20 protein-coding genes and 1 tRNA gene are annotated in these 22,455 nt (G+C 45.3%); 11 read left to right on the forward strand and 10 right to left on the reverse strand.

Annotation, left to right across the window (positions count from 1 at the left end):
* Positions 1 to 90 precede the first annotated feature (90 nt).
* Together R8269_RS17675 and R8269_RS17680 are read left to right on the forward strand one after the other, a co-directional pair.
* Positions 91 to 1,350: an inorganic phosphate transporter gene (locus R8269_RS17675; RefSeq protein WP_017820251.1), complete on the forward strand. Its 1,260-nt coding sequence runs from the start codon at positions 91 to 93 to the stop codon at positions 1,348 to 1,350.
* A 178-nt stretch (positions 1,351 to 1,528) separates the two neighbouring features.
* Positions 1,529 to 2,140, forward strand: a complete 612-nt coding sequence (locus R8269_RS17680; RefSeq protein ID WP_005379900.1) for a TIGR04211 family SH3 domain-containing protein — start codon at positions 1,529 to 1,531, stop codon at positions 2,138 to 2,140.
* Between the two features lie 88 nt (positions 2,141 to 2,228).
* Here R8269_RS17680 and ggt read toward each other — a convergent pair whose 3' ends face one another.
* From ggt to R8269_RS17695, 3 genes are all read right to left on the reverse strand, one after another.
* Positions 2,229 to 3,959 carry a gamma-glutamyltransferase gene (gene ggt / locus R8269_RS17685; protein ID WP_203345692.1) on the reverse strand — a complete coding sequence of 577 codons (1,731 nt, stop codon included), beginning with the start codon at positions 3,957 to 3,959 and terminating at the stop codon, positions 2,229 to 2,231.
* Between the two features lie 273 nt (positions 3,960 to 4,232).
* Complete coding sequence (locus tag R8269_RS17690) at positions 4,233 to 4,919, reverse strand: general secretion pathway protein GspB (protein WP_017820253.1); 687 nt, start codon at positions 4,917 to 4,919, stop codon at positions 4,233 to 4,235.
* Positions 4,919 to 6,535 carry an ExeA family protein gene (locus R8269_RS17695; RefSeq protein ID WP_017820254.1) on the reverse strand — a complete coding sequence of 539 codons (1,617 nt, stop codon included), beginning with the start codon at positions 6,533 to 6,535 and terminating at the stop codon, positions 4,919 to 4,921. The genes R8269_RS17690 and R8269_RS17695 overlap by 1 nt, the downstream gene beginning before the upstream one ends.
* Positions 6,536 to 6,672: 137 nt before the next feature.
* Here R8269_RS17695 and R8269_RS17700 point away from each other — a divergent pair, with 137 nt between their 5' ends.
* Positions 6,673 to 7,893, forward strand: coding sequence for a multifunctional CCA addition/repair protein (locus R8269_RS17700; protein ID WP_258476716.1), 1,221 nt, complete (start codon positions 6,673 to 6,675; stop codon positions 7,891 to 7,893).
* Positions 7,894 to 7,945: 52 nt separating this feature from the next.
* Here R8269_RS17700 and R8269_RS17705 read toward each other — a convergent pair whose 3' ends face one another.
* Genes R8269_RS17705 through folB form a run of 3 tightly spaced genes read right to left on the reverse strand, consistent with a single transcriptional unit; the run spans position 7,946 to position 9,602 of the window.
* Positions 7,946 to 8,749, reverse strand: coding sequence for an undecaprenyl-diphosphate phosphatase (locus tag R8269_RS17705; RefSeq protein ID WP_017820255.1), 804 nt, complete (start codon positions 8,747 to 8,749; stop codon positions 7,946 to 7,948).
* A 14-nt stretch (positions 8,750 to 8,763) separates the two neighbouring features.
* The gene (gene folK, locus R8269_RS17710; RefSeq protein WP_005387457.1) at positions 8,764 to 9,246 is read right to left on the reverse strand and encodes a 2-amino-4-hydroxy-6-hydroxymethyldihydropteridine diphosphokinase; all 483 of its coding nucleotides are present in this window, start codon (positions 9,244 to 9,246) and stop codon (positions 8,764 to 8,766) included.
* A complete protein-coding gene (gene folB, locus R8269_RS17715; protein ID WP_005379859.1) occupies positions 9,243 to 9,602 on the reverse strand; it encodes a bifunctional dihydroneopterin aldolase/7,8-dihydroneopterin epimerase in 360 nt (119 codons plus the stop codon). Before folB ends, folK begins: the two co-directional genes overlap by 4 nt.
* A gap of 250 nt (positions 9,603 to 9,852) precedes the next feature.
* Here folB and plsY point away from each other — a divergent pair, with 250 nt between their 5' ends.
* Positions 9,853 to 10,464: a glycerol-3-phosphate 1-O-acyltransferase PlsY gene (gene plsY / locus R8269_RS17720; protein WP_005379857.1), complete on the forward strand. Its 612-nt coding sequence runs from the start codon at positions 9,853 to 9,855 to the stop codon at positions 10,462 to 10,464.
* A gap of 34 nt (positions 10,465 to 10,498) precedes the next feature.
* Here the strand turns inward: plsY and R8269_RS17725 are convergent, their stop codons facing one another.
* Both R8269_RS17725 and tsaD read right to left on the reverse strand, forming a co-directional pair.
* Positions 10,499 to 11,314, reverse strand: coding sequence for an alpha/beta fold hydrolase (locus R8269_RS17725; RefSeq protein ID WP_005379855.1), 816 nt, complete (start codon positions 11,312 to 11,314; stop codon positions 10,499 to 10,501).
* Between the two features lie 176 nt (positions 11,315 to 11,490).
* Positions 11,491 to 12,507: a tRNA (adenosine(37)-N6)-threonylcarbamoyltransferase complex transferase subunit TsaD gene (gene tsaD, locus R8269_RS17730; RefSeq protein WP_005379854.1), complete on the reverse strand. Its 1,017-nt coding sequence runs from the start codon at positions 12,505 to 12,507 to the stop codon at positions 11,491 to 11,493.
* Between the two features lie 230 nt (positions 12,508 to 12,737).
* On the opposite strand from tsaD, the gene rpsU reads away from it, so the two are divergent.
* The 6 genes from rpsU (at position 12,738) to R8269_RS17760 (ending at position 18,592) form a co-directional block, all read left to right on the forward strand.
* Positions 12,738 to 12,953 (forward strand): 30S ribosomal protein S21, encoded by a 216-nt coding sequence (gene rpsU, locus R8269_RS17735; RefSeq protein ID WP_001145625.1) that lies wholly within the window; start codon positions 12,738 to 12,740, stop codon positions 12,951 to 12,953.
* Between the two features lie 27 nt (positions 12,954 to 12,980).
* Entirely contained in the window at positions 12,981 to 13,424 is a 444-nt protein-coding gene (locus tag R8269_RS17740) for a GatB/YqeY domain-containing protein (RefSeq protein WP_005379720.1), read from the forward strand.
* Positions 13,425 to 13,573: 149 nt separating this feature from the next.
* Entirely contained in the window at positions 13,574 to 15,340 is a 1,767-nt protein-coding gene (dnaG, locus tag R8269_RS17745; protein ID WP_005379719.1) for a DNA primase, read from the forward strand.
* Positions 15,341 to 15,439: 99 nt separating this feature from the next.
* Complete coding sequence (rpoD, locus tag R8269_RS17750) at positions 15,440 to 17,302, forward strand: RNA polymerase sigma factor RpoD (protein WP_005395986.1); 1,863 nt, start codon at positions 15,440 to 15,442, stop codon at positions 17,300 to 17,302.
* Positions 17,303 to 17,457: 155 nt separating this feature from the next.
* A tRNA-Ile gene (locus R8269_RS17755) sits at positions 17,458 to 17,533 on the forward strand.
* 255 nt (positions 17,534 to 17,788) lie between these two features.
* Positions 17,789 to 18,592: a MetQ/NlpA family ABC transporter substrate-binding protein gene (locus R8269_RS17760; protein ID WP_017633488.1), complete on the forward strand. Its 804-nt coding sequence runs from the start codon at positions 17,789 to 17,791 to the stop codon at positions 18,590 to 18,592.
* A 94-nt stretch (positions 18,593 to 18,686) separates the two neighbouring features.
* Here the strand turns inward: R8269_RS17760 and R8269_RS17765 are convergent, their stop codons facing one another.
* Positions 18,687 to 18,962 carry a hypothetical protein gene (locus R8269_RS17765; RefSeq protein ID WP_005379716.1) on the reverse strand — a complete coding sequence of 92 codons (276 nt, stop codon included), beginning with the start codon at positions 18,960 to 18,962 and terminating at the stop codon, positions 18,687 to 18,689.
* Between the two features lie 223 nt (positions 18,963 to 19,185).
* A complete protein-coding gene (locus tag R8269_RS17770; protein WP_005379714.1) occupies positions 19,186 to 19,905 on the reverse strand; it encodes an SIMPL domain-containing protein in 720 nt (239 codons plus the stop codon).
* A 233-nt stretch (positions 19,906 to 20,138) separates the two neighbouring features.
* Here R8269_RS17770 and R8269_RS17775 point away from each other — a divergent pair, with 233 nt between their 5' ends.
* Positions 20,139 to 21,902, forward strand: a complete 1,764-nt coding sequence (locus R8269_RS17775; RefSeq protein ID WP_213965511.1) for a lysophospholipid acyltransferase family protein — start codon at positions 20,139 to 20,141, stop codon at positions 21,900 to 21,902.
* Positions 21,903 to 22,455 lie beyond the last annotated feature (553 nt).

The following is a 22,455-nucleotide window of genomic DNA, read 5'->3' on the forward strand; positions in this document are numbered from 1 at the left end:
TGTCATAGGGACGATGACTATTTTCATCGTCTTATGGTTTGGCGCGCGTAAAATTTTGTTCCGCTTGTTATAAAACAACTAGGTATTACGATGGATATCCTTGCGAACTACGGCACTGTCCTGATTATTGTTGCAGCGATTTTTGGTTTCATGATGGCGATTGGTATTGGCGCGAACGACGTTGCTAATGCGATGGGTACATCTGTAGGTTCAAAAGCGCTAACTGTAAAACAAGCTATCATCATTGCGATGATCTTCGAATTTGCAGGTGCTTACCTTGCAGGCGGTGAAGTAACCGACACTATCCGTAAAGGTGTAATCGAAACTTCTTTATTTGCTAGTCAACCAGATGTTCTTGTCTACGGCATGATGTCTGCGCTTTTAGCAGCAGGTACATGGCTGCTTCTTGCTTCTTACATGGGCTGGCCAGTATCAACGACTCACTCAATCATCGGTGCAATCATTGGTTTTGCATGCGTATCAGTAGGTACTGAAGCGGTTGACTGGGGCAGCGTTCAAGGCATTGTTGGTAGCTGGATTATTACGCCAGTGATTTCAGGTTTCTTTGCTTACGTTATCTTTGTCAGCGCACAGCGCCTGATTTTTGATACTGAGAACCCTCTGTTTAACGCGAAACGTTTTGTACCTGTTTACATGTTCATCACAACAATGGTGATTGCACTTGTAACCATCAAAAAAGGTCTAAAACACGTTGGTCTTCACCTGACCAATGGTGAAGCCTGGATGTGGGCAGCAGCAGTTTCAGCACTTGTGATGATTGGCGGCTACGTATACATCCAGAAAAAATTCGCTAATCGCGAAGAGGACCGCAGCTTTTCTGGCGTGGAAGGTATCTTCAGCGTTCTGATGGTTATCACCGCTTGTGCGATGGCATTTGCACACGGTTCAAACGACGTTGCAAACGCCATTGGTCCACTGTCTGCTGTCGTATCGACTGTTGAACACATGGGCGAAATCAGCACGAAAAGCGCCATCGCTTGGTGGATTCTACCTCTTGGTGGTATTGGTATCGTGGTCGGTCTTGCAACACTGGGTCACAAAGTAATGGCAACCGTTGGTACAGGCATCACTGAGCTAACGCCTAGCCGCGGTTTTGCAGCACAGCTAGCAACAGCATGTACGGTAGTTCTAGCGTCTGGTACAGGCCTGCCAATTTCAACCACTCAAACATTGGTTGGTGCGGTTCTCGGTGTTGGCTTTGCTCGTGGTATCGCAGCACTGAACCTAGGCGTAGTTCGTAACATCGTGGCATCATGGATCGTTACACTACCAGCGGGTGCGTTATTGGCCGTAGTATTCTTCTACGGACTTCAAGCGATGTTCGCTTAAGACACTCGTCAATAGAATGTAAGCGCTTTGTCATTATTGACTCAAACGCACAGAAAGGGAGGCTTTGCCTCCCTTCTTTGTTGCACCGAGGTTTGAAACTGCATACTATTCGTCTATTTCCGGCTCCAATCATTCGGTGCCAACGCTGTCTCCAAGAAAAATCGTTAAGGGATTTACTGTGAAAAAACTAATCATCACGGTTTTGTTTACTTTGCTAGCAGCGCCAGCGGCCCTAGCAGCAGACCGTTATATTTCTGATGACCTCTTCACTTTTATGCACTCAGGTCCAAATAACACCTACCGTATTATCGGTAGTGTTAACGCCGGTTCTAAAGTACAACTGATTAAAACCAACCGAGATACTGGCTATACGCAAGTTCGTGATGACCGTGGTCGCACTGGTTGGGTACAAAGCAAGTTTGTGACAAACCAAGAGAGCATGGCAATTCGCCTTCCTCGCATTGAGAAAGAGCTAGCCGAAGTAAAAGAGCAGCTTGCTAATGCTCGTCAAACTTCTGATGCAGAGAAAGCCGGTCTTGTTACCTCTCTCGAAACACGTAACCAACAAATTTCAGATCTAGAAAATAAATACTCTGAGATCAGTGATCAGCTTACTTCTGTTGAAACAGAAAACCGCGAGCTACGCGCAAAACTGGATACACAAAAAGATGACATGCTGCTTAAGTACTTCACTTATGGCGGCGGTGTCGCAGGTTTAGGTTTACTATTTGGTTTGATTCTTCCGCATGTCATGCCTCGTAGAAAGCGCTCTCCTGCGGGTTGGGCATAAACCCTTACGCTTTTATCTTTAAAAAGAACGCAAAAGCCAGTCGATATTGACTGGCTTTTTAGTTTGCTTCGTTTGATAGAAGTGAGTACTACTCCCCCATTGAACTAGAGGCTCGACGACGATCCGTTGCGCCATAAAGCTTGCCATCTTTTAGCTCAATTGCATTCAAACCGCTTACCACTGGAATAACGTGCACTGGGTAGCCAAGCTCCATAAACTCAGGCACCAACATTTCTGCGAACGTTTTCTTTTCCACCAGCAAACCAGTCGGGTCATAAGACTTGGTGCGGTCTATCTTAGTGCCATACTGGATGTTTGGTAAGTCAATAGCCTCTTGCGCTGATAAGTTCCAATCCAGCACCCCAACCACGGTTTTTAGTACATACCCCGGGATTTGTGAACTACCTGGTGACCCAACCACCAAACGCAAATTATCATCACTGTCCATCACCATTAATGGCGTAATAGCCGAACGTGGACGCTTGCCCGCTTCAATTGAGTTTTGCGTAGGTTTGCCGTTAACCGTTGGCAGAGGTGAGAAGTTAGCCATCTGCGCGTTCAAGATAACGCCATCGACCATCACACCCGAGCCCATACCCGTTCCTACCGTACTAGTCATTGCTATTGCATTTCCATCTCTATCGACGATAGAAATATGCCCTGTATCTTTGCTCTCGAAGCCTTGATATTGCGCATACTGAGTTTGCGTTATCTGTCCTGCTTTTGGATCCTCTTTTGAAGTGCCATTATCGGGGATTAAATCACGTCTCTGATCTAGATAGGCTTTAGACAACAACTGTTCAACTGGCGCTTCCACATAATCCGGATCTCCGGCATACGCAATACGATCGGCTTTTGCAATTCGCATCGCTTCAGTCATGAGACGCCAAGGTTCCACATCCGTTTTCGCCATATGGGCAATGTCATAGGGTGCAAGCAGTTCAAGACTCTGAGCGACCATCACACCGCCCGAAGCTGGGTAACCAAAAGAGACGATTTTATTCCCACGGTAGTCGCTCTCAATGATGTCACGCTGCTTCACTTGGTAATGTTTAAAATCTTCTAAAGACAACTTCTCGTGTTGGTCGTCAATACGACTATTAACCGTCTCTACGATGTGCTGACCAAGCTCACCACCATAAAGGTAACTATCGCCTTGTTGCGCGATCTTCCTCAGCGTCTCAGCCATCTTAGGGTTCTTCATCAAGGTTCCCGTCGGCTTAATATCGTCCCCTTGCCAATACAAGGCTTTCACTTCCGGATCTTGCTCAAGTCGGCTTTGCTCTCTTACTACGATGTCGTAGGTGTAGCTGTTCATCGCGTACCCATTGCTCGCCAATGTAATCGCCGGCTTAATCAGCTCTGCCCATGGCAACTTGCCGTATTGTTCATGAGTGGTGTAAAGCAACCGCAACGTGCCCGGAACCGCAACAGAACGAGGGCCTAATATTTCGTTGCGACTGAGTACTTCCCCATTCTCAACAAACATTTCAGGGTTCGCGCTAGAGGGCGCTTCATCTCGACCATCAAGGGCCAGAAATTTTTTCTCGTCATGTTGATAAAACAGCGCGAAAGTCCCGCCGCCAATTCCGGTCATATCTGGCTCAACGACAGACATCACCATCTGCATCGCGACCATGGCATCAACAGCGTTACCGCCTTCTTTCAATATTGAGTAACCGGTACTGCTCACGTAAGGATTCGTCGCACTGACCATGAAATCTTGCCCGCGACTATCTGGTGTAACTGGGAATGGGTCTGGCTTTGCTGCATAGCTTGTCGATGCAACAATGCTTAAAGAAAAAATCAGAATACGCATGTGTCTCTGTTTAGACTCCTATTATGTGATGGGGTCTAACGTGGACCAAGTCATTACTCCGAAGTTCGTGAAAATGGTGTCTTTTTACACAACGCTGACTGGAATCGCGCTATCAATAGATGAATGATATTGGTGCTATTTAAACGACTGAGAAAAGCTATATTTTGCTTGTTTGAGTATCTAAAAATCATCACCAGAATAGATGCAAAAGATGCTCTGAAAAATAAAAAGCCAGCGATATGATTTCGCTGGCTTGATGTGTTTCTACAAGAGTTAGCCTTTCCACTCATACAACGCTGGTATACGAATTTGCTCACCTTGGAACTCAACAATCACAGCTTGCGGTTGTATTTCTCTTAGAGTGACCTGATCATCAACGACATCCCCTTGATGATACTCAACATTGTTAATTTTCACCCAACGGCGATTTTCATCACTAGCGTACATATGGGTTTGCAAATTAAGCGCAGGTAGACGCCCTTGCCACTGGTGAGCGTTGCGCTCTAAATCGTTCACGCGTGCCGTTTGTGATGAAGAGTTGTCATCATCTCGGGATAAGGCATTTTCGACCTTCCTAGCTAAATCAGGAGATAATGAGGATAAATCCAGATCATCCAAAGACAACCCGAGGTCCTCTTCAGCAGGAGAAGTCGTTTGGGTTGATGCTGAGTTGCGTGTTTCATCTCTGCTTGGTGTATGGCTCGTGTATTCATCGGGGGTGGTAAATGTACCAAAATCACGCGATAGCTCTGCACTTGGCCACTCTCTTGGCAATTGGGCCAACTGGGTGTTCTCTGGATAGTCTAATACTTTGAAAGGTGATACCACTTCGACCTTTTCTATCGGGGACGTTGTATCTACTTCAACACTCGGTGCAAAGAGATCTAAGTACCAAGCGACTCCAATAGCAGAAGCAGTGATTGGCAGCAAGAACAGACCTATATGTTTCACAGCTGACATTATGCGTCCTCCTTCTCTATTCTCGCCAGTTGAGGCGCATCTGGCTGAACATTTTGCTGAAGTCGGTCTAGCGTTCGCTTACCTGCAATACCATCGACACCAATTCCTTGCCAGCGTTGAAATAACTCGACTCGCTCTTTCATCGCACCATCAAAAATAGACGTTTCAAGCAGTGGCTCACTCACCGCTTCTGCTAATAATCGGTCTAATACTTCAATCGCAGGGCCTTCCATGTCTAAACGTAATGTTTCATTCAGCGGAGCATGCCACAGTTCGATAATATTGCCCTGCCACAACGGCTTTAACCATGAAATTGGCAGACGGAGACGCTGCTTACCATTGAGCACTTCAGCTTGGTCATTACCGACGGCATATAGAATGACATACCCAACATCACCTTGATAATTCAACTCCAAGATCACAGGGCGATTTTGTTGCATCAACAGCGGCCAAGTCGCCATTTTACGCTCACAACGCATAGTCGACTGCGGTTCTGACAAACAAAGGTTATCGCGAACCGATGCTTGATACCCCCACAAACGATACAAATCATTTACAGCGAGGTTCGACTGTTTTTGTGTTAACAATAAAGCACGCTGCTCATCCGTTAACTGTTGGCTGACGACGGTTGGTGTTGGCTCTACTCTTGGCTCCGTCACTTGTGTCAACACTGACGTCGCTTGAGCTGGCATATAATTCACGACCGCCCACCCCGTACTTAATGCAGCAATAAGGCCTACCGTGACAGAGCCCCAAGCAGGCCAACGGAAAGTCCGGCGCTCTTTTTTATCTTGCTGATAAATATCTGCCTGAAACTGCATCACCTCTTCACAGGCCTGCTGAACGGTTTGCTTATCCACCACCACATTACCCTGGTGATAACTAATGTTGAGGGATTTGTCACAGATAAGGTTGATGAGCCGCGGTATACCGTGACTGTATTTGGCTATAAGTTTACAAGAAGCACGATTAAACAGTTGCTGGTCGCCACCTGCTGTATGTAGTCGAAATGCGATGTAATCTTCTGTCTCTTTTTCATCCAACGGCAACAGGTGATAACGCCCGGTAATACGCTGGGCAAGTTGGCGTAGTTGTGTTGTTTGTAATAACCGCTGCAATTCAGGCTGCCCGACCAACAACACTTTGAGCAATTTTCTGGTATCGGTTTCCAAGTTGGTCAACAAGCGCAACTGCTCTAGAACGTCGGCGGCAAGGTGTTGAGCCTCATCAATGACCAGCAATGTCTGCCAGCCTGAACGATAATTACGCAGCAAATATTGATGGATAACCTGGTTTAGCTGTTTGAGGTTTGCATCTGGCGGATAGGTGATTTTGAACTCATCGCAAATGGCTTCGAGCAAGTCTCTACTCGAAAACGTGGGATTGAGAATAAGACCCGCTTTGGTGTTATCACCCAAATTCGCCAGCATCGCTTTTGCGACGGTCGTTTTGCCTGTACCTACTTCGCCAGTAAGCATAGCAAAGCCACCGCCATCGCCTAGCCCAGCTTGGAGATGTGTGATTGCCTCTTTGTGACGTTGGCTTAAATACAAATAACGTGAGTTTGGAACAATCGAAAATGGTTGTTCGACAAACCCAAAAAAGTCCTTATACATTAGGCTCTCCAGCTAAAAAACCACCTGGGAATAGTCAGACATGGTATAAACGCTCTTCTTCTATTCTTAGGAGTAAAGAAAAGTACCATTGCTTGCTACAATGTCCAACGGCATATCCATAAATTAAGAGGTAATTCGTGCAAGTTTATTTAGTAGGTGGCGCAGTTCGAGATAAATTGCTCGGAATTGATAGTTATGACAACGACTGGGTGGTCGTAGGCGCGACGCCCGAGATGATGCTGTCCCAAGGATACACCGCCGTTGGTAAAGACTTTCCTGTATTTCTGCATCCCAAAAGTAAAGAAGAATATGCCCTTGCACGAGCAGAGAGAAAGTCAGGTTCTGGTTACACTGGTTTTGAATGTTTCTTCGATCAAAACGTCACCTTAGAAGAAGATTTGATACGTCGTGATTTAACCATTAACGCGATGGCAATGGAGAGTGATGGCACGATCCATGACCCATATGGTGGCCAGCAAGATCTCAACGATAAACTGCTACGCCATGTATCAGACGCCTTTATTGAAGACCCTCTACGCGTTTTACGTGTCGCTCGCTTCGCAGCGAAGCTTGCTGATCTAAACTTTACGGTTGCCGACGAAACCATGCGGTTAATGCGTCACATGGCAGAGTCCGGAGAGCTGAGCACACTGACTCCCGAGCGTGTTTGGCAAGAATGGCATAAATCTCTCTCTACTCCTCGCCCTGATATTTTCTTATCGGTTCTACGAGACTGTGGTGCATTAACCGTGGTGTTACCTGAAATTGATGCACTATTTGGCGTACCTCAACCTGAGAAGTGGCATCCAGAAATCGATACTGGCATCCATACTTTGATGGTGGCAGAGCAAGCCGCAAAATTGAGTAACTCACTCCCCGTCAGGTTTGCCGCCCAAGTGCATGACTTGGGTAAGGGCGTGACGCCAGAGAGCGAATGGCCAAGCCACAAAATGCATTGCCATACAGGATTAAAACTGATCAAAAAGCTGTGCGAACGTGTCCGGGTACCAAATGAGTTTCGTGATTTAGCCTTGATGGTGTGCGAACAGCACTCCAATATTCATCGCGCGGCTGAACTTAAACCACAAACCATAATTAAAATACTCAATAAACTTGATGTGTGGCGTAAGTCCGAACGTCTGCAAGATATCTTGCTTTGCTGCCAAGCGGATCACGCTGGTCGTAAAGGACTGGAAACGCAACCATATCCACAGGCGGATATTTTTAGGCAAGCCTACCAAGCAGCAGCGGCAGTTGACGTTCAAGCCATTATCAAAGAGGGCTTTAAAGGCCCTGCGATTCGTGACGAGCAAGAAAAACGACGTATTGAAGCAGTGAAAGCAGCACTTAAGAAGTAACGAACAAACAAAAACGCCCGCGGATTTCGCGGGCGTTTTTCGTTAACATCAATTATGCACTTAATAGAAAAGCGAACAAACCGACGCCCAAAATGAGACGGTAAATCACAAACGGTGTCATGCCCATTCGTGAAATCATCTTCAAGAAGAAGTGGATACAGATGTACGCACTGATAAACGATGTGATAATGCCAGTCATTAAGAAACCAACATGGACAGGTTCACCACTGGTCACTAACTTCATGCCTAAGTAGCTACCAGCTAATGTAATGATTGGGATCGACATTAAAAACGAAAATCGGGCAGCCGCTTCTCGAGTAAAGCCAAGGTAAAGCGCTGCTGTGATGGTCGCCCCTGAACGTGAAGTTCCAGGAATCATCGCTAAGGCTTGAGCAATACCGATAAATACAGCTTTCTTCCAACCCGTTTGGTATTCATCGGCAACGAGTTTAGCGTTTTTGTCTACCCACCATAGCAACAGGCCAAATACGATCGTAGTAGTCGCGATAACGTAAGCGCTACGTAGATACACTTCAATGATGTCTTTCATCAATAAGCCGAACACACAAGCTGGAATCGTCGCAATCACGATCATCCAAGCCAATTTAGCTTCTTTACTGCGATCTCCTTTAAAGATCGAAGCAAATAACGCTTGAAACAAAGTGATTACTTCATGACGAAAATAGATCACGACAGCCATTAATGTACCGACGTGAACAGCAACATCAAAGGCCAGACCTTGATCTTCCCATCCTAAAATAGCGGAAGGCAGGATCAAATGGGCAGAGCTTGAGATAGGCAAAAACTCTGTCAGCCCCTGAATCAGAGCCAAAATAAAGGCTTCAAAATAACTCATGTAAACAACTCAAATTAAAAATGAAAGGAAACGGGTTTGAGCGAATCGACTGGCTGCATAGCATGCCAAATGTCTGCGACTGTGCGTCCATCGCCTGGGATCACTAATTGCGGTTCGAGATCATACAGCGGCTTTGTGACAAAAGGATATTTGTAGATATCACTGCGAGGTAGCTCAGGTTTTTTCTTGGAGACGCGCTCACCGAACAACACTATATCGAGATCCAGTGTTCGATCCTGATACTTTTGCGCGTTTTCTTCGCGTCCCCACTTAAATTCAATCTCGCGTAGTTGATGGCTCAACTCTTCTAATGACAACTCGGTACGCATTGCAACGACAAAGTTGTAGAAATTCTTGCTGCTAAAACCAATAGGTTCGCATTCATATATCGGTGATACGAGGAGATTTTCTCCAAGCCGTTGCAGCTCCTGATACGCAGCAAGCACATGTTGCTCTCTTTCTACGTTCGTCCCAACACCGATATAGGTGGTGATCATGCTCGGCCTCGCTCAATTACCACACCAACAGCACGTGCTTGCGGCACGGCGCCAGGCTTCGCTAGGCGGATTTTCACCCAAGGCACTGAGAAACGCAGCATGATAAGCTCTGCTACTTCTTCAGCCACGCGCTCGACCAGTAAGAAACGACCATTTTCAATGTGGTTAAGTACCGCCTCACTCACCTGCGAATAATCCAGTGCATCTTGCACATCATCACTTTTGCCCGCAGGTTTATTATCGTGTGCCATTTCAATATCTAGAACCAACTTTTGTTTGATTTGTTGCTCCCAGTCGTACACGCCAATTGTGGTGATTACTTCTAACTGTTCAATAAAAACTTTATCCAGAGCCATCTTATGTCCTTCTATTACAGAGGTCGGATACCCGTGAGGGGTAATTTGATCGTAGTATTCTATACCTAAGTAACATTTACTTTGGTCATCACAATGTTACTTAGGTATAAACTGCGAAAGCATCTTTATATACAAGAAATCACATAATGCAAGCTCTATCACAGTGAGGATTTCTGCATTATGTAAATTCGGGGTATGATAGCAACTACGCGGGAACCGAGCATTAAATTCCAATCCATCAAGGACTTCTATGGACGCACTGGCACTGATAATGACAATGGCCGCCTATTTATTAGGTTCGGTTTCCAGTGCGGTTTTGATCTGTCGACTCTTAAAACTGCCAGACCCACGCAGTGTGGGATCTAACAATCCTGGAGCAACGAACGTATTGCGTATTGGCGGACGAGGAGCCGCTGTTTCAGTCTTGTTGTGCGATATGCTCAAAGGCACTATCCCCGTGTGGGGCGGATACTTTCTTGGTATCGACCCTATCATTCTTGGCGTCATCGCCATTGCTGCCTGTCTTGGCCACATGTACCCCATCTTTTTCCACTTTAAAGGCGGAAAAGGTGTCGCAACCGCGCTTGGCGCTATCGCTCCGATTGGTTTGGACTTAACAGGATTGGTGATGTTAACTTGGCTGTCAGTAGCCGCGCTATTCCGCTATTCATCCTTAGCGGCTCTCGTCACGGTTTTGGTCACTCCGTTTTATACTTGGATGTTTAAACCGCAATACACGTTACCTGTTGCTATGCTGTGTTGCTTAATCGTATTTAAGCATCATCAAAATATTCGTCGGCTTTTGTCTGGCGACGAGCCAAAAATCGGCGAGAAGAAACTGACACAAAAAAACTCGGCTTAATGCCGAGTTTTTCGTTTAAAGAGGGATGCATTGGTTACGCATGAACTCGATTCAGGAAGTTCAACAACATTTGGTTGACGAACTCCGGCTGTTCTAAACAACTGATGTGTCCCGCTTGCGGAATTTCTACCAACTCACTGCCCGTGATACAGTCTTTCATTAAATACGATTCGAAAACCGGGCGAGGCTTATCTTCACAGCCCACCGCAATTAACGTCGGCAGAGCGAATTTTTCCGAATCTTCAATCACATCACGGCGACCAAACACCATGCGCCCCATGCGAGCTACTTCCACCGCACGCTCACCGTTCAGCTCTTCTAAACTGCGTTTGAATGAAGCGACAAGTTTAGGGTTATCCTGATTGACGTTGTTGGCAAAGAACAGCGGCACAACGGCTTCAATAATTGGCGCAGGCACTGCTTGGACTTGGCTGATGGTATCAAGCATTGCAAAATACTTTTTATACGTAACTTCTGGCTCCCAGCCAATGAAGGTATCCATCAATACCAGTGACTTAACACGTTGCGGCGCTTGAGCCGTTAGCTCAGCTCCCCACATGCCGCCAACAGATAAGCCCACTATCGAGAATTCTTCGATATCTAAATGATCCATCAATGCCAACATATGTTGTGCATAGTCGGCCAATGACTGTGTCGATGCAGGTGCAGCGTCCGATTCACCATGTGCCCAAAGATCTGGCACAATACAACGGAATGACTGGCTTAAAACCTCAACTTGTGGCGCCCACATTTGGCTATCCCAAAGGTAACTATGACCAAATAGAAGCACAGGGCCCTCACCTTTATCTAGATAAGCAAGTTGCTGACCTTCAATTTCAAACTTATTCATTGTTATATCCATTTCTTATTCTTCCACGTCATCCTAGCACTGAAACAATCGCGAACTGATCGCATCAGTCAGAATGTAAAACGAGGCGGTTCATTGAATAATTAAAAATAAAGGCCTCTGAGGAGCAGAGACCTTTATTACAAAGAACCGGTTTCAAACCTACCGCATAAATTTGACTAAGCGACAGGTGTTAGTTGATCAATTGGCCAACGTGGACGAGCCTCTACTGACATATCAGCCACTTCGCCATTCTTCAAGCGCTGCATGCCTGCGTAAGCGATCATCGCACCGTTATCTGTACAGAACTCAGTACGTGGGTAGTAAACTTCGCCGCCAACTTTCTTCGCTAACTTCTCTAACTCAGCTCGCAAACGACGGTTAGCACTCACACCACCAGCAATAACAATGCGTTTCATGCCTGTTTGCTCAAGCGCGCGCTTACATTTAATAGCCAACGTAGCACACACAGCCTCTTCAAATGCCAATGCGATGTCCGCGCGGGTTTGCTCGTCATCACCGTTTGCAGCAATCGTGTTAGCCGTAAAGGTTTTTAGACCAGAGAAACTCATGTCCAAACCTGGCACATTCGTCATTGGGCGCGGGAACTTAAAGCGGCCCGGTGTACCTTTTTCCGCCAGTTTAGATAATAGTGGACCGCCTGGGTAATCCAAACCCATTAGCTTCGCTGTTTTATCAAACGCTTCGCCCGCCGCATCATCAATCGACTCACCTAGAATTTTGTACTCACCGATGCCTCTCACTTCCACCATCATAGAGTGACCGCCCGATACTAATACCGCCACAAACGGGAACGGTGGAGGGTTATCTTCCAACATTGGGGCCAATAGGTGACCTTCCATATGATGAACAGGTACCGCTGGCACTCCCCAAGCATAAGCAATACTGCGACCGATAGTCGCACCCACTAATAGCGCCCCAACAAGACCAGGCCCCGCGGTATACGCGACACCATCGATGTCTTTTGAAGTTAAGTTCGCTTCTTTTAGTGCCTCTTTAATAAGAGGAATGGTTTTCTTTACGTGGTCACGTGAAGCCAACTCAGGCACCACACCGCCGTAATCTGCGTGCAGTTTTACTTGGCTGTATAGCTTGTGTGACAAGAGACCGTTTTCATCGTCATAAATTGCGATGCCAGTCTCGTCACAAGAGGTTTCAATACCAATAATGCGCATGGTTTTCTCAGTATGCTTTCTGTATAGAGGAAATTTGGGCGTCATATTACCTCGCCTTGGTGCTGCAAACAAATTTTGTACAGACAATAATCGACAAAAGGCTTTACAAAGTAGTTGTGATCGGATTAAAATTCCGCACCATTTTTGATCAAGCTGGTAAGAGACCTAACAATTGTGATTTGGTCTGTTGAATACCAGCGTTAACGAATAACCCCTGAGGTGAAAGGCATATGCCAGTAGTTAAAGTACGTGAAAACGAACCGTTCGACGTTGCTCTACGTCGTTTTAAGCGCTCTTGCGAAAAAGCAGGTATCCTTTCTGAAGTGCGTCGTCGTGAGCACTACGAAAAACCAACTACAGTTCGCAAACGCGCTAAAGCAGCAGCTCAAAAGCGTCACGCTAAGAAGCTAGCTCGCGAAAACGCTCGTCGCGTTCGCCTGTACTAATAACTGAGCTCCAAAAGGAATTTAGTTATGGCTCTGATTGATCAACTCAAAGAAGAGCAAAAATTAGCGATGAAAGCCAAGGACAAATTGCGCCTTGGTACTATTCGTTTAGCCCTATCAGCAATCAAGCAACGTGAAGTTGACGAACAGATTACTCTGAACGATGACGACATTCTTGCAGTATTGACCAAGATGGTTAAACAACGTCGCGATTCTGTAGCGCAGTTTGAAGCAGCGGGTCGTCAAGATCTTGCTGATGCGGAACAAGCAGAAATTACCGTTCTTGAGGACTTTATGCCTCAACCACTGACAGACGAAGAAGTAGCAGCTCTCATCGAGAACGCGATTGCTGAATCTGGCGCAGCTGGCATGCAAGACATGGGCAAAGTAATGGGCGTTCTGAAACCGCAAATTCAAGGGCGTGCAGATATGGGTAAAGTAAGCGGTTTAGTTCGCGCTAAATTGGCTTAAGGTACCCCACCCAATTGCAGCAAGCCGTGCTATCCTTTGGAGCGCACGGCTTGTTTGTATCTGGATGGATGGAATGAAATCAATGGGCAATACGCTCATTCTTTGAAGGCATTCACTCCACTCATCATCTTCTTTTTTTGTTAGGTTTTATGGCTGGACACATCCCTCGCAGTTTTATCGATGACCTTCTAGCTCGACTTGATATTGTCGATATCATCGACGCACGTGTGAAACTTAAGAAAAAAGGCAAAAACTACGGCGCATGCTGCCCGTTCCACAACGAAAAGACACCCTCATTCAGTGTCAGTCAAGAAAAGCAGTTCTACCATTGTTTTGGTTGTGGCGCGCATGGAAATGCCATCGATTTTTTGATGGAATTCGACCGACTAGAATTCGTCGAAGCCATTGAAGAACTCGCTTCATACTTGGGTTTAGATGTTCCTCGCGAACAACGTAGCGGCGGTAATGGTTCGTTTCAATCAGGCCCACAAGCAAGCAGCAGTGAAAAACGTAACCTATACGACTTAATGGGCAGCATTGCTCAATTTTATCGTAACCAACTCAAACAGCCAGCAAGTAAGGTGGCGATTGAGTATCTAAAAGATCGTGGCCTGTCTGGTGAAATCGTCCAGAAGTTTGGCATCGGCTATGTGGCTGATGAATGGGATTTAGTTCGTAAGAACTTTGGCCAGAATAAAGAAAACCAAGACATGCTCGTCACTGGCGGCATGTTGATTGAAAACGATAAAGGCAACCGCTACGACCGATTCCGTGGTCGAGTGATGTTTCCTATTCGAGACAGACGCGGTCGAGTAATAGGCTTTGGTGGTCGAGTATTAGGTGATGGGACACCAAAATATCTCAACTCACCCGAAACCCCGATATTTCATAAAGGTAAAGAGTTGTATGGCCTTTATGAAGTACTACAAGCGTACCGTGAGCCACCACAAATTTTAGTGGTTGAAGGCTATATGGATGTTGTCGCACTTGCTCAATATGGCGTAGATTATTCCGTTGCCTCATTGGGAACCTCGACAACGGGCGATCACTTGCAAGTGTTATTCAGGCAAACAAGCACCGTCGTGTGTTGTTATGACGGTGACCGCGCAGGCCGTGAAGCCGCGTGGCGTGCCATGGAAAATGCATTGCCTTACCTAACGGATGGTCGCCAGTTAAAATTCATGTTTTTGCCGGATGGAGAAGATCCCGACTCTTATATCCGACAAAACGGAAAACAAGCATTTGAGCAGCAAGTGTCTAATGCGATGCCCTTGTCTGAATTCATGTTCAGCTCATTGACTCAGCAGGTCGATATGAGCACGAAAGAAGGCATGGCAAAACTGAGTACTCTTGCGGTTCCTCTCATTGATAAAGTCCCTGGCGGCACTTTAAGACTATACTTGAGAGAATTGCTTGGCCGCCGTTTGGGTTTGGTTGATGAACGCCAACTACAGCAGCTAATTTCAAAACAAGGTAAAGAGGATAAAAGGCCTCAACCTCATAAAGAAATCAAGCGAACGCCGATGCGAGAAGTGATCGCGTTACTGATTCAAAACCCACAATACGTAAGTATGGTGCCAGATCTAACTAGCGTTAGAGATTTGCCCATTCCTGGTCTAAGTTTATTTGTTGATGTACTTGATAAATGCCAAGCGCATCCCCATATCAACACAGGCCAATTATTAGAGCATTGGCGAAACAGCCAAAATGAGACCCTTCTGTCTCGTCTCGCGAGTTGGGACATTCCACTCGATGAGGACAACCAAGAAGAAATCTTTTTAGACTCACTGGATAAAATTATTGCCCAGTGCGTAGAAAAACAAATTGAAAACCTGCAGGCCAAAGCAAGAAGTGTCGGTTTATCAGCCGAAGAGAAAAGGGAGCTGCTAGCACTTATGCTAGATTTAAAAGCGTAACCCTGTTTAATTAGTCAGCAACGATTTAATTTGTTATAGTAAGTGGTTTGCATTTCGCATACTGATTCCTTCACCAGATTACGAAGTTGGATACCGTCTATGGATCACAATCCGCAGTCACAGCTAAAGTCACTTGTTATTAAAGGCAAGGAACAAGGCTATCTGACCTACGCCGAAGTAAATGACCACCTACCTGCTGAAATCGTAGATTCAGAACAGGTAGAAGACATCATTCAGATGATCAACGACATGGGCATTAAGGTAGTAGAAACTGCTCCTGATGCTGATGATTTAGCACTGAACGATGACACAAATATTACCGATGAAGATGCAGCCGAAGCTGCAGCCGCTGCACTTTCTAGCGTAGAGAGTGAGATTGGTCGTACAACAGACCCAGTACGTATGTACATGCGTGAGATGGGTACTGTCGAACTTCTAACTCGCGAAGGCGAAATCGACATCGCAAAACGTATTGAAGAAGGTATTAACCAAGTTCAATCGTCTGTTGCTGAATACCCAGGCACAATTCCGTACATTCTTGAGCAATTTGACAAAGTTCAAGCTGAAGAACTACGTCTTACAGACCTAATTTCAGGTTTTGTAGATCCAGATGCTGACGACACCGCTGCACCAACGGCAACACACATCGGTTCTGAACTGACTGAATCTCAGTTAGAAGAAGAAGACGATGAAGACGTTGATGACGACGAAGATAGCGATGACGATTCAGATGATTCTGAAGAAGATGTAGGTATCGATCCTGAATTAGCGCTAGAGAAATTCAACCAACTACGCAGCACCTATCAAAATCTTCAATTAGCAATCAACGAGTACGGCTATAACAGCCCGAAAGCAACCGTTGCTAATGAAATGATGCTAGACGTATTCCGCGAGTTTCGTCTAACGCCTAAACAGTTTGATCACCTAGTGAATGAACTGCGTACTGCTATGGATCGCGTTCGTACACAAGAGCGTCTGATCATGAAGTCAGTGGTTGAATACGGCAAAATGCCGAAGAAATCATTCATCGCGCTGTTCACTGGTAATGAATCAAGTGAAGCTTGGCTGGATGAAGTTCTTGCTTCAGACAAGCCATACGCTGAAAAGATCAAACGTAACGAAGAAGAAATCCGTCGTTCAATCGCTAAGCTAAAAATGATTGAAGAAGAGACTTCTCTAAACGTACAGAACATTAAAGACATCAGCCGTCGTATGTCTATCGGTGAAGCAAAAGCTCGCCGTGCGAAGAAAGAGATGGTTGAAGCGAACTTGCGTCTTGTAATTTCTATCGCGAAGAAATACACCAACCGTGGCCTACAGTTCTTGGATCTGATCCAGGAAGGTAACATCGGTCTGATGAAAGCGGTAGATAAGTTCGAATATCGTCGTGGTTACAAGTTCTCGACTTACGCAACGTGGTGGATCCGTCAGGCAATCACTCGTTCAATCGCGGACCAAGCACGTACGATTCGTATCCCGGTACACATGATCGAAACGATCAACAAGCTAAACCGTATTTCTCGTCAAATGTTGCAAGAGATGGGTCGCGAGCCACTACCGGAAGAACTGGCAGAGCGCATGCAAATGCCAGAAGACAAGATTCGTAAAGTTCTAAAAATCGCTAAAGAGCCTATCTCAATGGAGACACCAATCGGTGACGACGAAGATTCGCATCTAGGTGATTTTATCGAAGATACAACGCTAGAACTTCCGCTAGATTCTGCAACAGCAACTAGCCTTAAAGTGGCAACAAAAGACGTGCTTGCAGGTCTAACGCCACGTGAAGCGAAAGTACTTCGTATGCGCTTTGGTATCGACATGAACACTGACCATACTCTAGAAGAAGTTGGTAAGCAGTTCGACGTTACTCGTGAACGTATCCGTCAGATCGAAGCAAAAGCACTACGTAAACTTCGTCACCCAAGCCGCTCAGAGACTCTGCGCAGCTTCCTAGACGAATAATCGCAGCGCATATAAGCTTTTAGAAATCAAAAAAGGTGACTTTAGGTCACCTTTTTTATTATCTACTGTTCTAAGTGGATAAAAACTAAGCGCAATTGCCCTAGTTGGTATCTAGACACCTTGCAACGCTTCCCCTATAATCGTTGTCCTATCAAGGCCCCTTAGCTCAGTGGTTAGAGCAGTCGACTCATAATCGATTGGTCCGCAGTTCAAGTCTGCGAGGGGCCACCATATTTCGAAAGGCGTAGCAGGTTAATACCTACTACGCCTTTTTTGTATCTTATATCTTTGGGTACAGTTGCGGTAACTCGTCACTAACCTCGTAATAGCTTTTCCTCTTCCCCTCTTCTTTAACTATTATCTGGCTTTCTATACGAGCAATAGAAACAAAATGTCTGCTCGTGATTTAAACCATTGACCCTCAGACAACTTCTGATAGGATGGACATATAAACGTATGGACGTCTAAAGCAAAAATGGAGCTACAATGAAAAGTATTGGTCACTTAAAGAAACTAGCTTTGATTCTCACGGCAGTAGTCGGCTTAAGCGCTTGTGGAGAAAAAGATGACTCTGTCATTAAAGTGGGCGCGACAGTTGGACCACATGCACAAGTAGTCGAGGCGGTAGCGAAGGAGGCTGCGAAGCAAGGTTTGAATGTCGAAGTCATTGAGTTTTCTGACTACGTGACACCTAATGCCGCTCTTAGCGATGGTAGCATCGATATTAATAGCTATCAGCACCAGCCATTTTTAGACAACTTCAACAGTAGCCATAACGCCCAATTAGTATCAATTGGTCAGTCCATTCTTATGCGTATGGGGCTTTATTCTAATAAGTATCGCTCACTGCAAGAGCTTCCAAACAATGCACGTATAGCGCTTCCAAATGACCCTACCAACGGTGGTCGTGGTCTGTTGCTACTCGCCGATGCAGGTTTAATTGAGCTGAAACAGGGTGTTGGCCATAAAGCCGCCCTAACTGATATCACAAAAAACGCAAAATCATTTGAATTTGTCGAGGTAGATGCCGCTCAGCTACCAAGAACATTAGATGATGTGGACGCGGCTGCGATTACAATGAACTACGTAATGTCTTCTGGTTTAGATCCGAAGAAACAAAGTATCTATCTTGAAGCAAAAGACGCACCGCTGGCCGTCATGGTCATCGCTACTCGTGACGCAGACAAAAATAATGAAGCGTATAAAAAGTTCGTTTCTATTTACCAATCTCAAGCAATTCGTGATTACCTCGATCGTACGTTCAAAGGCACAATAGAAGCAGCTTTTTAATCAATAAAGCAACGAATACTTTGCTCACTAATCAGATAGGAAAGAGGCTAATGTTTTCTCATAGCCTCTTCTTTTCATTACTCACTAAATTGACTCATTGTCGACTTTCAGCTTCTAACTTCATTGCCAAATAAGCTTGGTCAGCAGAAACCAATTCAGGGCGGTTAATCAACTTCCAGAGGAAGTATGGTGGGATTAAAAATACGATGAAGTAGAGAGATTCATGGAAGAAAACATCGGCTATCGTTTGCTGATGCTCCCAAAGTGCCGTCAGTGCAAAGAGCTCTAACATCACGCCTAATACACCAAAGACGACAGAGACAACAATCGCTAAACCCAGTAGTTCTCTAACAAAGTGCTTGTATGCCATGATACTAATTCCTTCTAGCAATAAGTCATACTAACTTACGCTCATAAGAAACAAGTGAGCTTGATTATTATCAAACTCACCTCATCACTGTTAAGAACTTAGTTTTATAAAAAAGTACTTGTATATAGCGTCAGCGAAGACTGATTTCCCTATCACAGAGCATAGATACCTCTACAAACAGAGGGTGATGGAACGACCAACTATTGGCTATATGAGCGCAACTTTAATCAGATAAGTAATATTGAACCGTCGATACCACTCGTACTTTCTTAATGTAAGGCGTGTTGCTGTCTCGGTCATAAATCGAGAACTGCCCTTGAGTTGCACGTTTGATCTTACCCAGTGAACTCTGTGAGTCTTTCGCAAATTTCTCAGCCACTTCACGCGCATTCTTAGTCGCTTCTTCGATCATGTCTGGCTTCACATCATTCAGCTTAGTAAAGCTGTACTCAACACGATTTGCATAAGGATCTTGGTTAAGCAAAACGCCTTGTTTTCCTAGCTCACCTATTTCATTGATTGCCGCTCGAACAACATCAACACTCTGGCTGTAAACCGTAACGGTTCGCGAGGCCAAATAACGATACTCAATGTCTTGCTCGCTCCCATATTGCTGTGCTTTTCTGTCAATGACCGCTGGGGAAGAAAGGGAAACGCTGGTTTCAGGAAGCCCTTTGGCACTTAGAAAGTCCAAAATCAAACGGGTTTGCTGGTCAATTTCATCAAACATGGCCCCCATATCATTACTCGCTAGAGTAAATTGAATCGGCCAAATCACCGTATCAGCAGGATACTCACGCTCCGACAAACCTTTTACTGTCACGACTCTTTCATAGGCTCGGTATTTCACCGCCGTCTGCTGCATAAAATAGCCAAGGATGCCAAGACCAAGTATCAAACTTAGCCCAATCCAAAGTGCTGCTTTATTGGAAACTCGTTCCATTATTTCCCCCTGATAAATATCAACTTAGCTTAATCTTTGTTCTAAATAAGATAGCCTATCTCTTGTTTTAAGAGGGAGACATAACGCGAGTTTTGATTCATAGCACAGTGATATACCGTTTTCTTTAGTCAATAAAGCTTCATTAGTTTGTCACCAAAGGCTCATGCTTTTGCCTCTGAACTGTCATCTGTAATTTCTACTATCCAATCAGCAACTTGTACGCTGAGGTAAATATGGATAGTTCAACCCCTTTTCGTCTCCCTCGTAAAACGCCGTTTGGCATTGGTGAAAACGTTGCTGAATGGGCAACCGGTTTAAACCAACTTGATAAGTTCTACGCCCAACGCCCCGTTAATGCCGATACCAAAACTTTTCTCCGCTTCACGCTGGATATCTTAGGTATCGATTATCGCATTGCTCATGGTTCACTCGACTCAGTGCCTAAACAAGGTGCTACCGTCATTGTGGCGAACCACCCGCTTGGTTGTGTGGAAGGCGTCATCTTGGCCGAACTCTTGTTGATGGTACGAGACGATATCCAAATTCTAGCCAATCAATACCTGAAAACCGTGCCGGAGTTAGATCAGCTCTTCATTGGTGTCGATGTGTTTGAAGGAAAAGACGCCGTCAAATCGAATATGAAGGCCCTCAGAGCGGCTAATAAACACCTAGCAAGTGGCGGCTTATTACTTGTCTTTCCTGCCGGTGAAGTGTCCCAGTTAGTCGATGCCAAACAACAACGCTTGGAAGACAAAGCGTGGAGTCGAAGCGTAAGTAGCCTGATCCGCAAAAACAAAGCAACGACAGTTCCAGTATTCATCAGTGGTCAGAACTCGAAACGCTTCTATATGGCAGGGAAAATCCATCCACTTTTGCGTACCCTAATGCTCGGGCGGGAGCTACTGAACAAACATGCACAAACCATCAACTTGTCTTTTGGCCAAGCGATTAAATTCAAAGAGCTCAACACACTTAACGATGATCAAGTGGTGAACTATTTGCGGCTCAACACTTACTTGCTCAATCGTGAAACCCAATCAGTTAAGCCTTCTTCTTCATCAGAACTGCTCTCTCCAATAGCGGCAGGGTTACCCGTAGGCGAATTGCTTGAAGAGCTGAACGGCTTACCAAAAGAGTCCAAGCTGCTAACAAGTGGTGAGTTCGATGTCTACTGCACGGAGTCGCAGAATATCCCTTCCCTACTGCATGAAATTGGTCGCCTACGTGAGCTCAATTTTCGACAAGTTGGCGAAGGGACGGGACTAGCAATAGACATTGACCATTTCGATCATGATTACCTGCATCTGTTTGTGTGGGACAGAGAGAACCAATGCTTGGTGGGCGCGTATCGTTTAGGTCTGGTTGATCAACTGATTGAAAAGCGCGGCGTAGCAGGTCTGTATTCACGAACGTTGTTTAACTATGACCAACGCTTTATCGACCAAATGGGTAAATCCATCGAGATGGGGCGCTCAGTGATTGCGCAGCAATATCAAAAGAGCATGAGCGCGCTACTGCTGCTGTGGAAAGGCATCGCAACGTTCGTTCATCAAAACCCAGATTACACTCACCTATTTGGTCCGGTAAGCATTAGCAACGATTATAGCGATACTGCACGTCAATTACTGGCTCAATCAATGACACTGCACCACTACGACAACAATTGCGCAGAGTACGTCACACCTTCTAACCCACTTCCTGAGCACCACCGTGACTGGAACACCAGCATGCTCACTGCTCTGGGTGATTTACAGCTATTGTCACGTGTCATTGCCAGAATCGATGAAGGGAAAGGAGTGCCCGTTTTGCTGCGTCAGTACTTAAGCCTCAATGGCAAGCTGGTATGCTTCAACGTCGACCCTGCATTCAATAACGCTCTAGATGGATTGATTATGGTGGATTTGCGCGATGTTCAAGACAAGACGTTGGCAAGGTATATGGGACGCGAGCAAGCTCATGACTACCTCGTCTATCATACTAATAGCAACGATGATTAAGAACAGTGATTAAGTAGAGAGTTGGGAATCACAAGAAGAACCGTGTGGCGACTCACTTTATTTACCCTTTCATCAACTAATTAGGCGTGCTCCGTGAAGTGCGCCGAAAAGACTCTTATAGATACAATCTATCGAAAGATCTAGATAGCATTTATCTCACCAATTCCGTCACAAACTTTCACAAAAAACAAAAAACAGATCCAAGTCACACTTTAAATCCACCACAACTCAACGCAAAACGTGACATTGATCATCGCAAGTATTTAATTCGAATTTCAAAAAAAATCAAAAGTGATCAAAGTCACAAAGTATTTTAATTTTAAATTTGTCAGAAGATCGGATTGATCACTAAGATTTTTATTGACAGATTTGAAAGTGGCTTTTTGTTATTAAGTTACAAGTTAATAAGTTGAACTTGGTCACTTAAAAACCGTTTCTCAGCCTAAGAAATGCGGGCGTAGATCACGAAAAACCCGTTGTCAGTTCCAATTGGAAAATGTGTGGTAAATTGATTGGGTACTAAGCAATCAAACAAACGGTTTTGGCGAACCGT

It is taken from the genome of Vibrio sp. Vb0667, from assembly GCF_033391095.1.

Bases quoted from the DNA above. Each gene is read 5' to 3' on its own strand.
- R8269_RS17770 (WP_005379714.1), bottom strand. From the start codon at position 19,905: ATGGAACGAGTTTCCAATAAAGCAGCACTTTGGATTGGGCTAAGTTTG.
- R8269_RS17775 (WP_213965511.1), top strand. From the start codon at position 20,139: ATGGATAGTTCAACCCCTTTTCGTCTCCCTCGTAAAACGCCGTTTGGC.
- R8269_RS17695 (WP_017820254.1), bottom strand. From the start codon at position 6,535: ATGTATAAGGACTTTTTTGGGTTTGTCGAACAACCATTTTCGATTGTT.
- R8269_RS17725 (WP_005379855.1), bottom strand. From the start codon at position 11,314: ATGAATAAGTTTGAAATTGAAGGTCAGCAACTTGCTTATCTAGATAAA.
- rpoD (WP_005395986.1), top strand. From the start codon at position 15,440: ATGGATCACAATCCGCAGTCACAGCTAAAGTCACTTGTTATTAAAGGC.
- dnaG (WP_005379719.1), top strand. From the start codon at position 13,574: ATGGCTGGACACATCCCTCGCAGTTTTATCGATGACCTTCTAGCTCGA.
- folK (WP_005387457.1), bottom strand. From the start codon at position 9,246: ATGATCACCACCTATATCGGTGTTGGGACGAACGTAGAAAGAGAGCAA.
- R8269_RS17765 (WP_005379716.1), bottom strand. From the start codon at position 18,962: ATGGCATACAAGCACTTTGTTAGAGAACTACTGGGTTTAGCGATTGTT.
- tsaD (WP_005379854.1), bottom strand. From the start codon at position 12,507: ATGCGCATTATTGGTATTGAAACCTCTTGTGACGAGACTGGCATCGCA.
- ggt (WP_203345692.1), bottom strand. From the start codon at position 3,959: ATGCGTATTCTGATTTTTTCTTTAAGCATTGTTGCATCGACAAGCTAT.
- R8269_RS17675 (WP_017820251.1), top strand. From the start codon at position 91: ATGGATATCCTTGCGAACTACGGCACTGTCCTGATTATTGTTGCAGCG.
- folB (WP_005379859.1), bottom strand. From the start codon at position 9,602: ATGGCTCTGGATAAAGTTTTTATTGAACAGTTAGAAGTAATCACCACA.
- R8269_RS17705 (WP_017820255.1), bottom strand. From the start codon at position 8,749: ATGAGTTATTTTGAAGCCTTTATTTTGGCTCTGATTCAGGGGCTGACA.
- R8269_RS17690 (WP_017820253.1), bottom strand. From the start codon at position 4,919: ATGTCAGCTGTGAAACATATAGGTCTGTTCTTGCTGCCAATCACTGCT.
- rpsU (WP_001145625.1), top strand. From the start codon at position 12,738: ATGCCAGTAGTTAAAGTACGTGAAAACGAACCGTTCGACGTTGCTCTA.
- plsY (WP_005379857.1), top strand. From the start codon at position 9,853: ATGGACGCACTGGCACTGATAATGACAATGGCCGCCTATTTATTAGGT.
- R8269_RS17740 (WP_005379720.1), top strand. From the start codon at position 12,981: ATGGCTCTGATTGATCAACTCAAAGAAGAGCAAAAATTAGCGATGAAA.
- R8269_RS17760 (WP_017633488.1), top strand. From the start codon at position 17,789: ATGAAAAGTATTGGTCACTTAAAGAAACTAGCTTTGATTCTCACGGCA.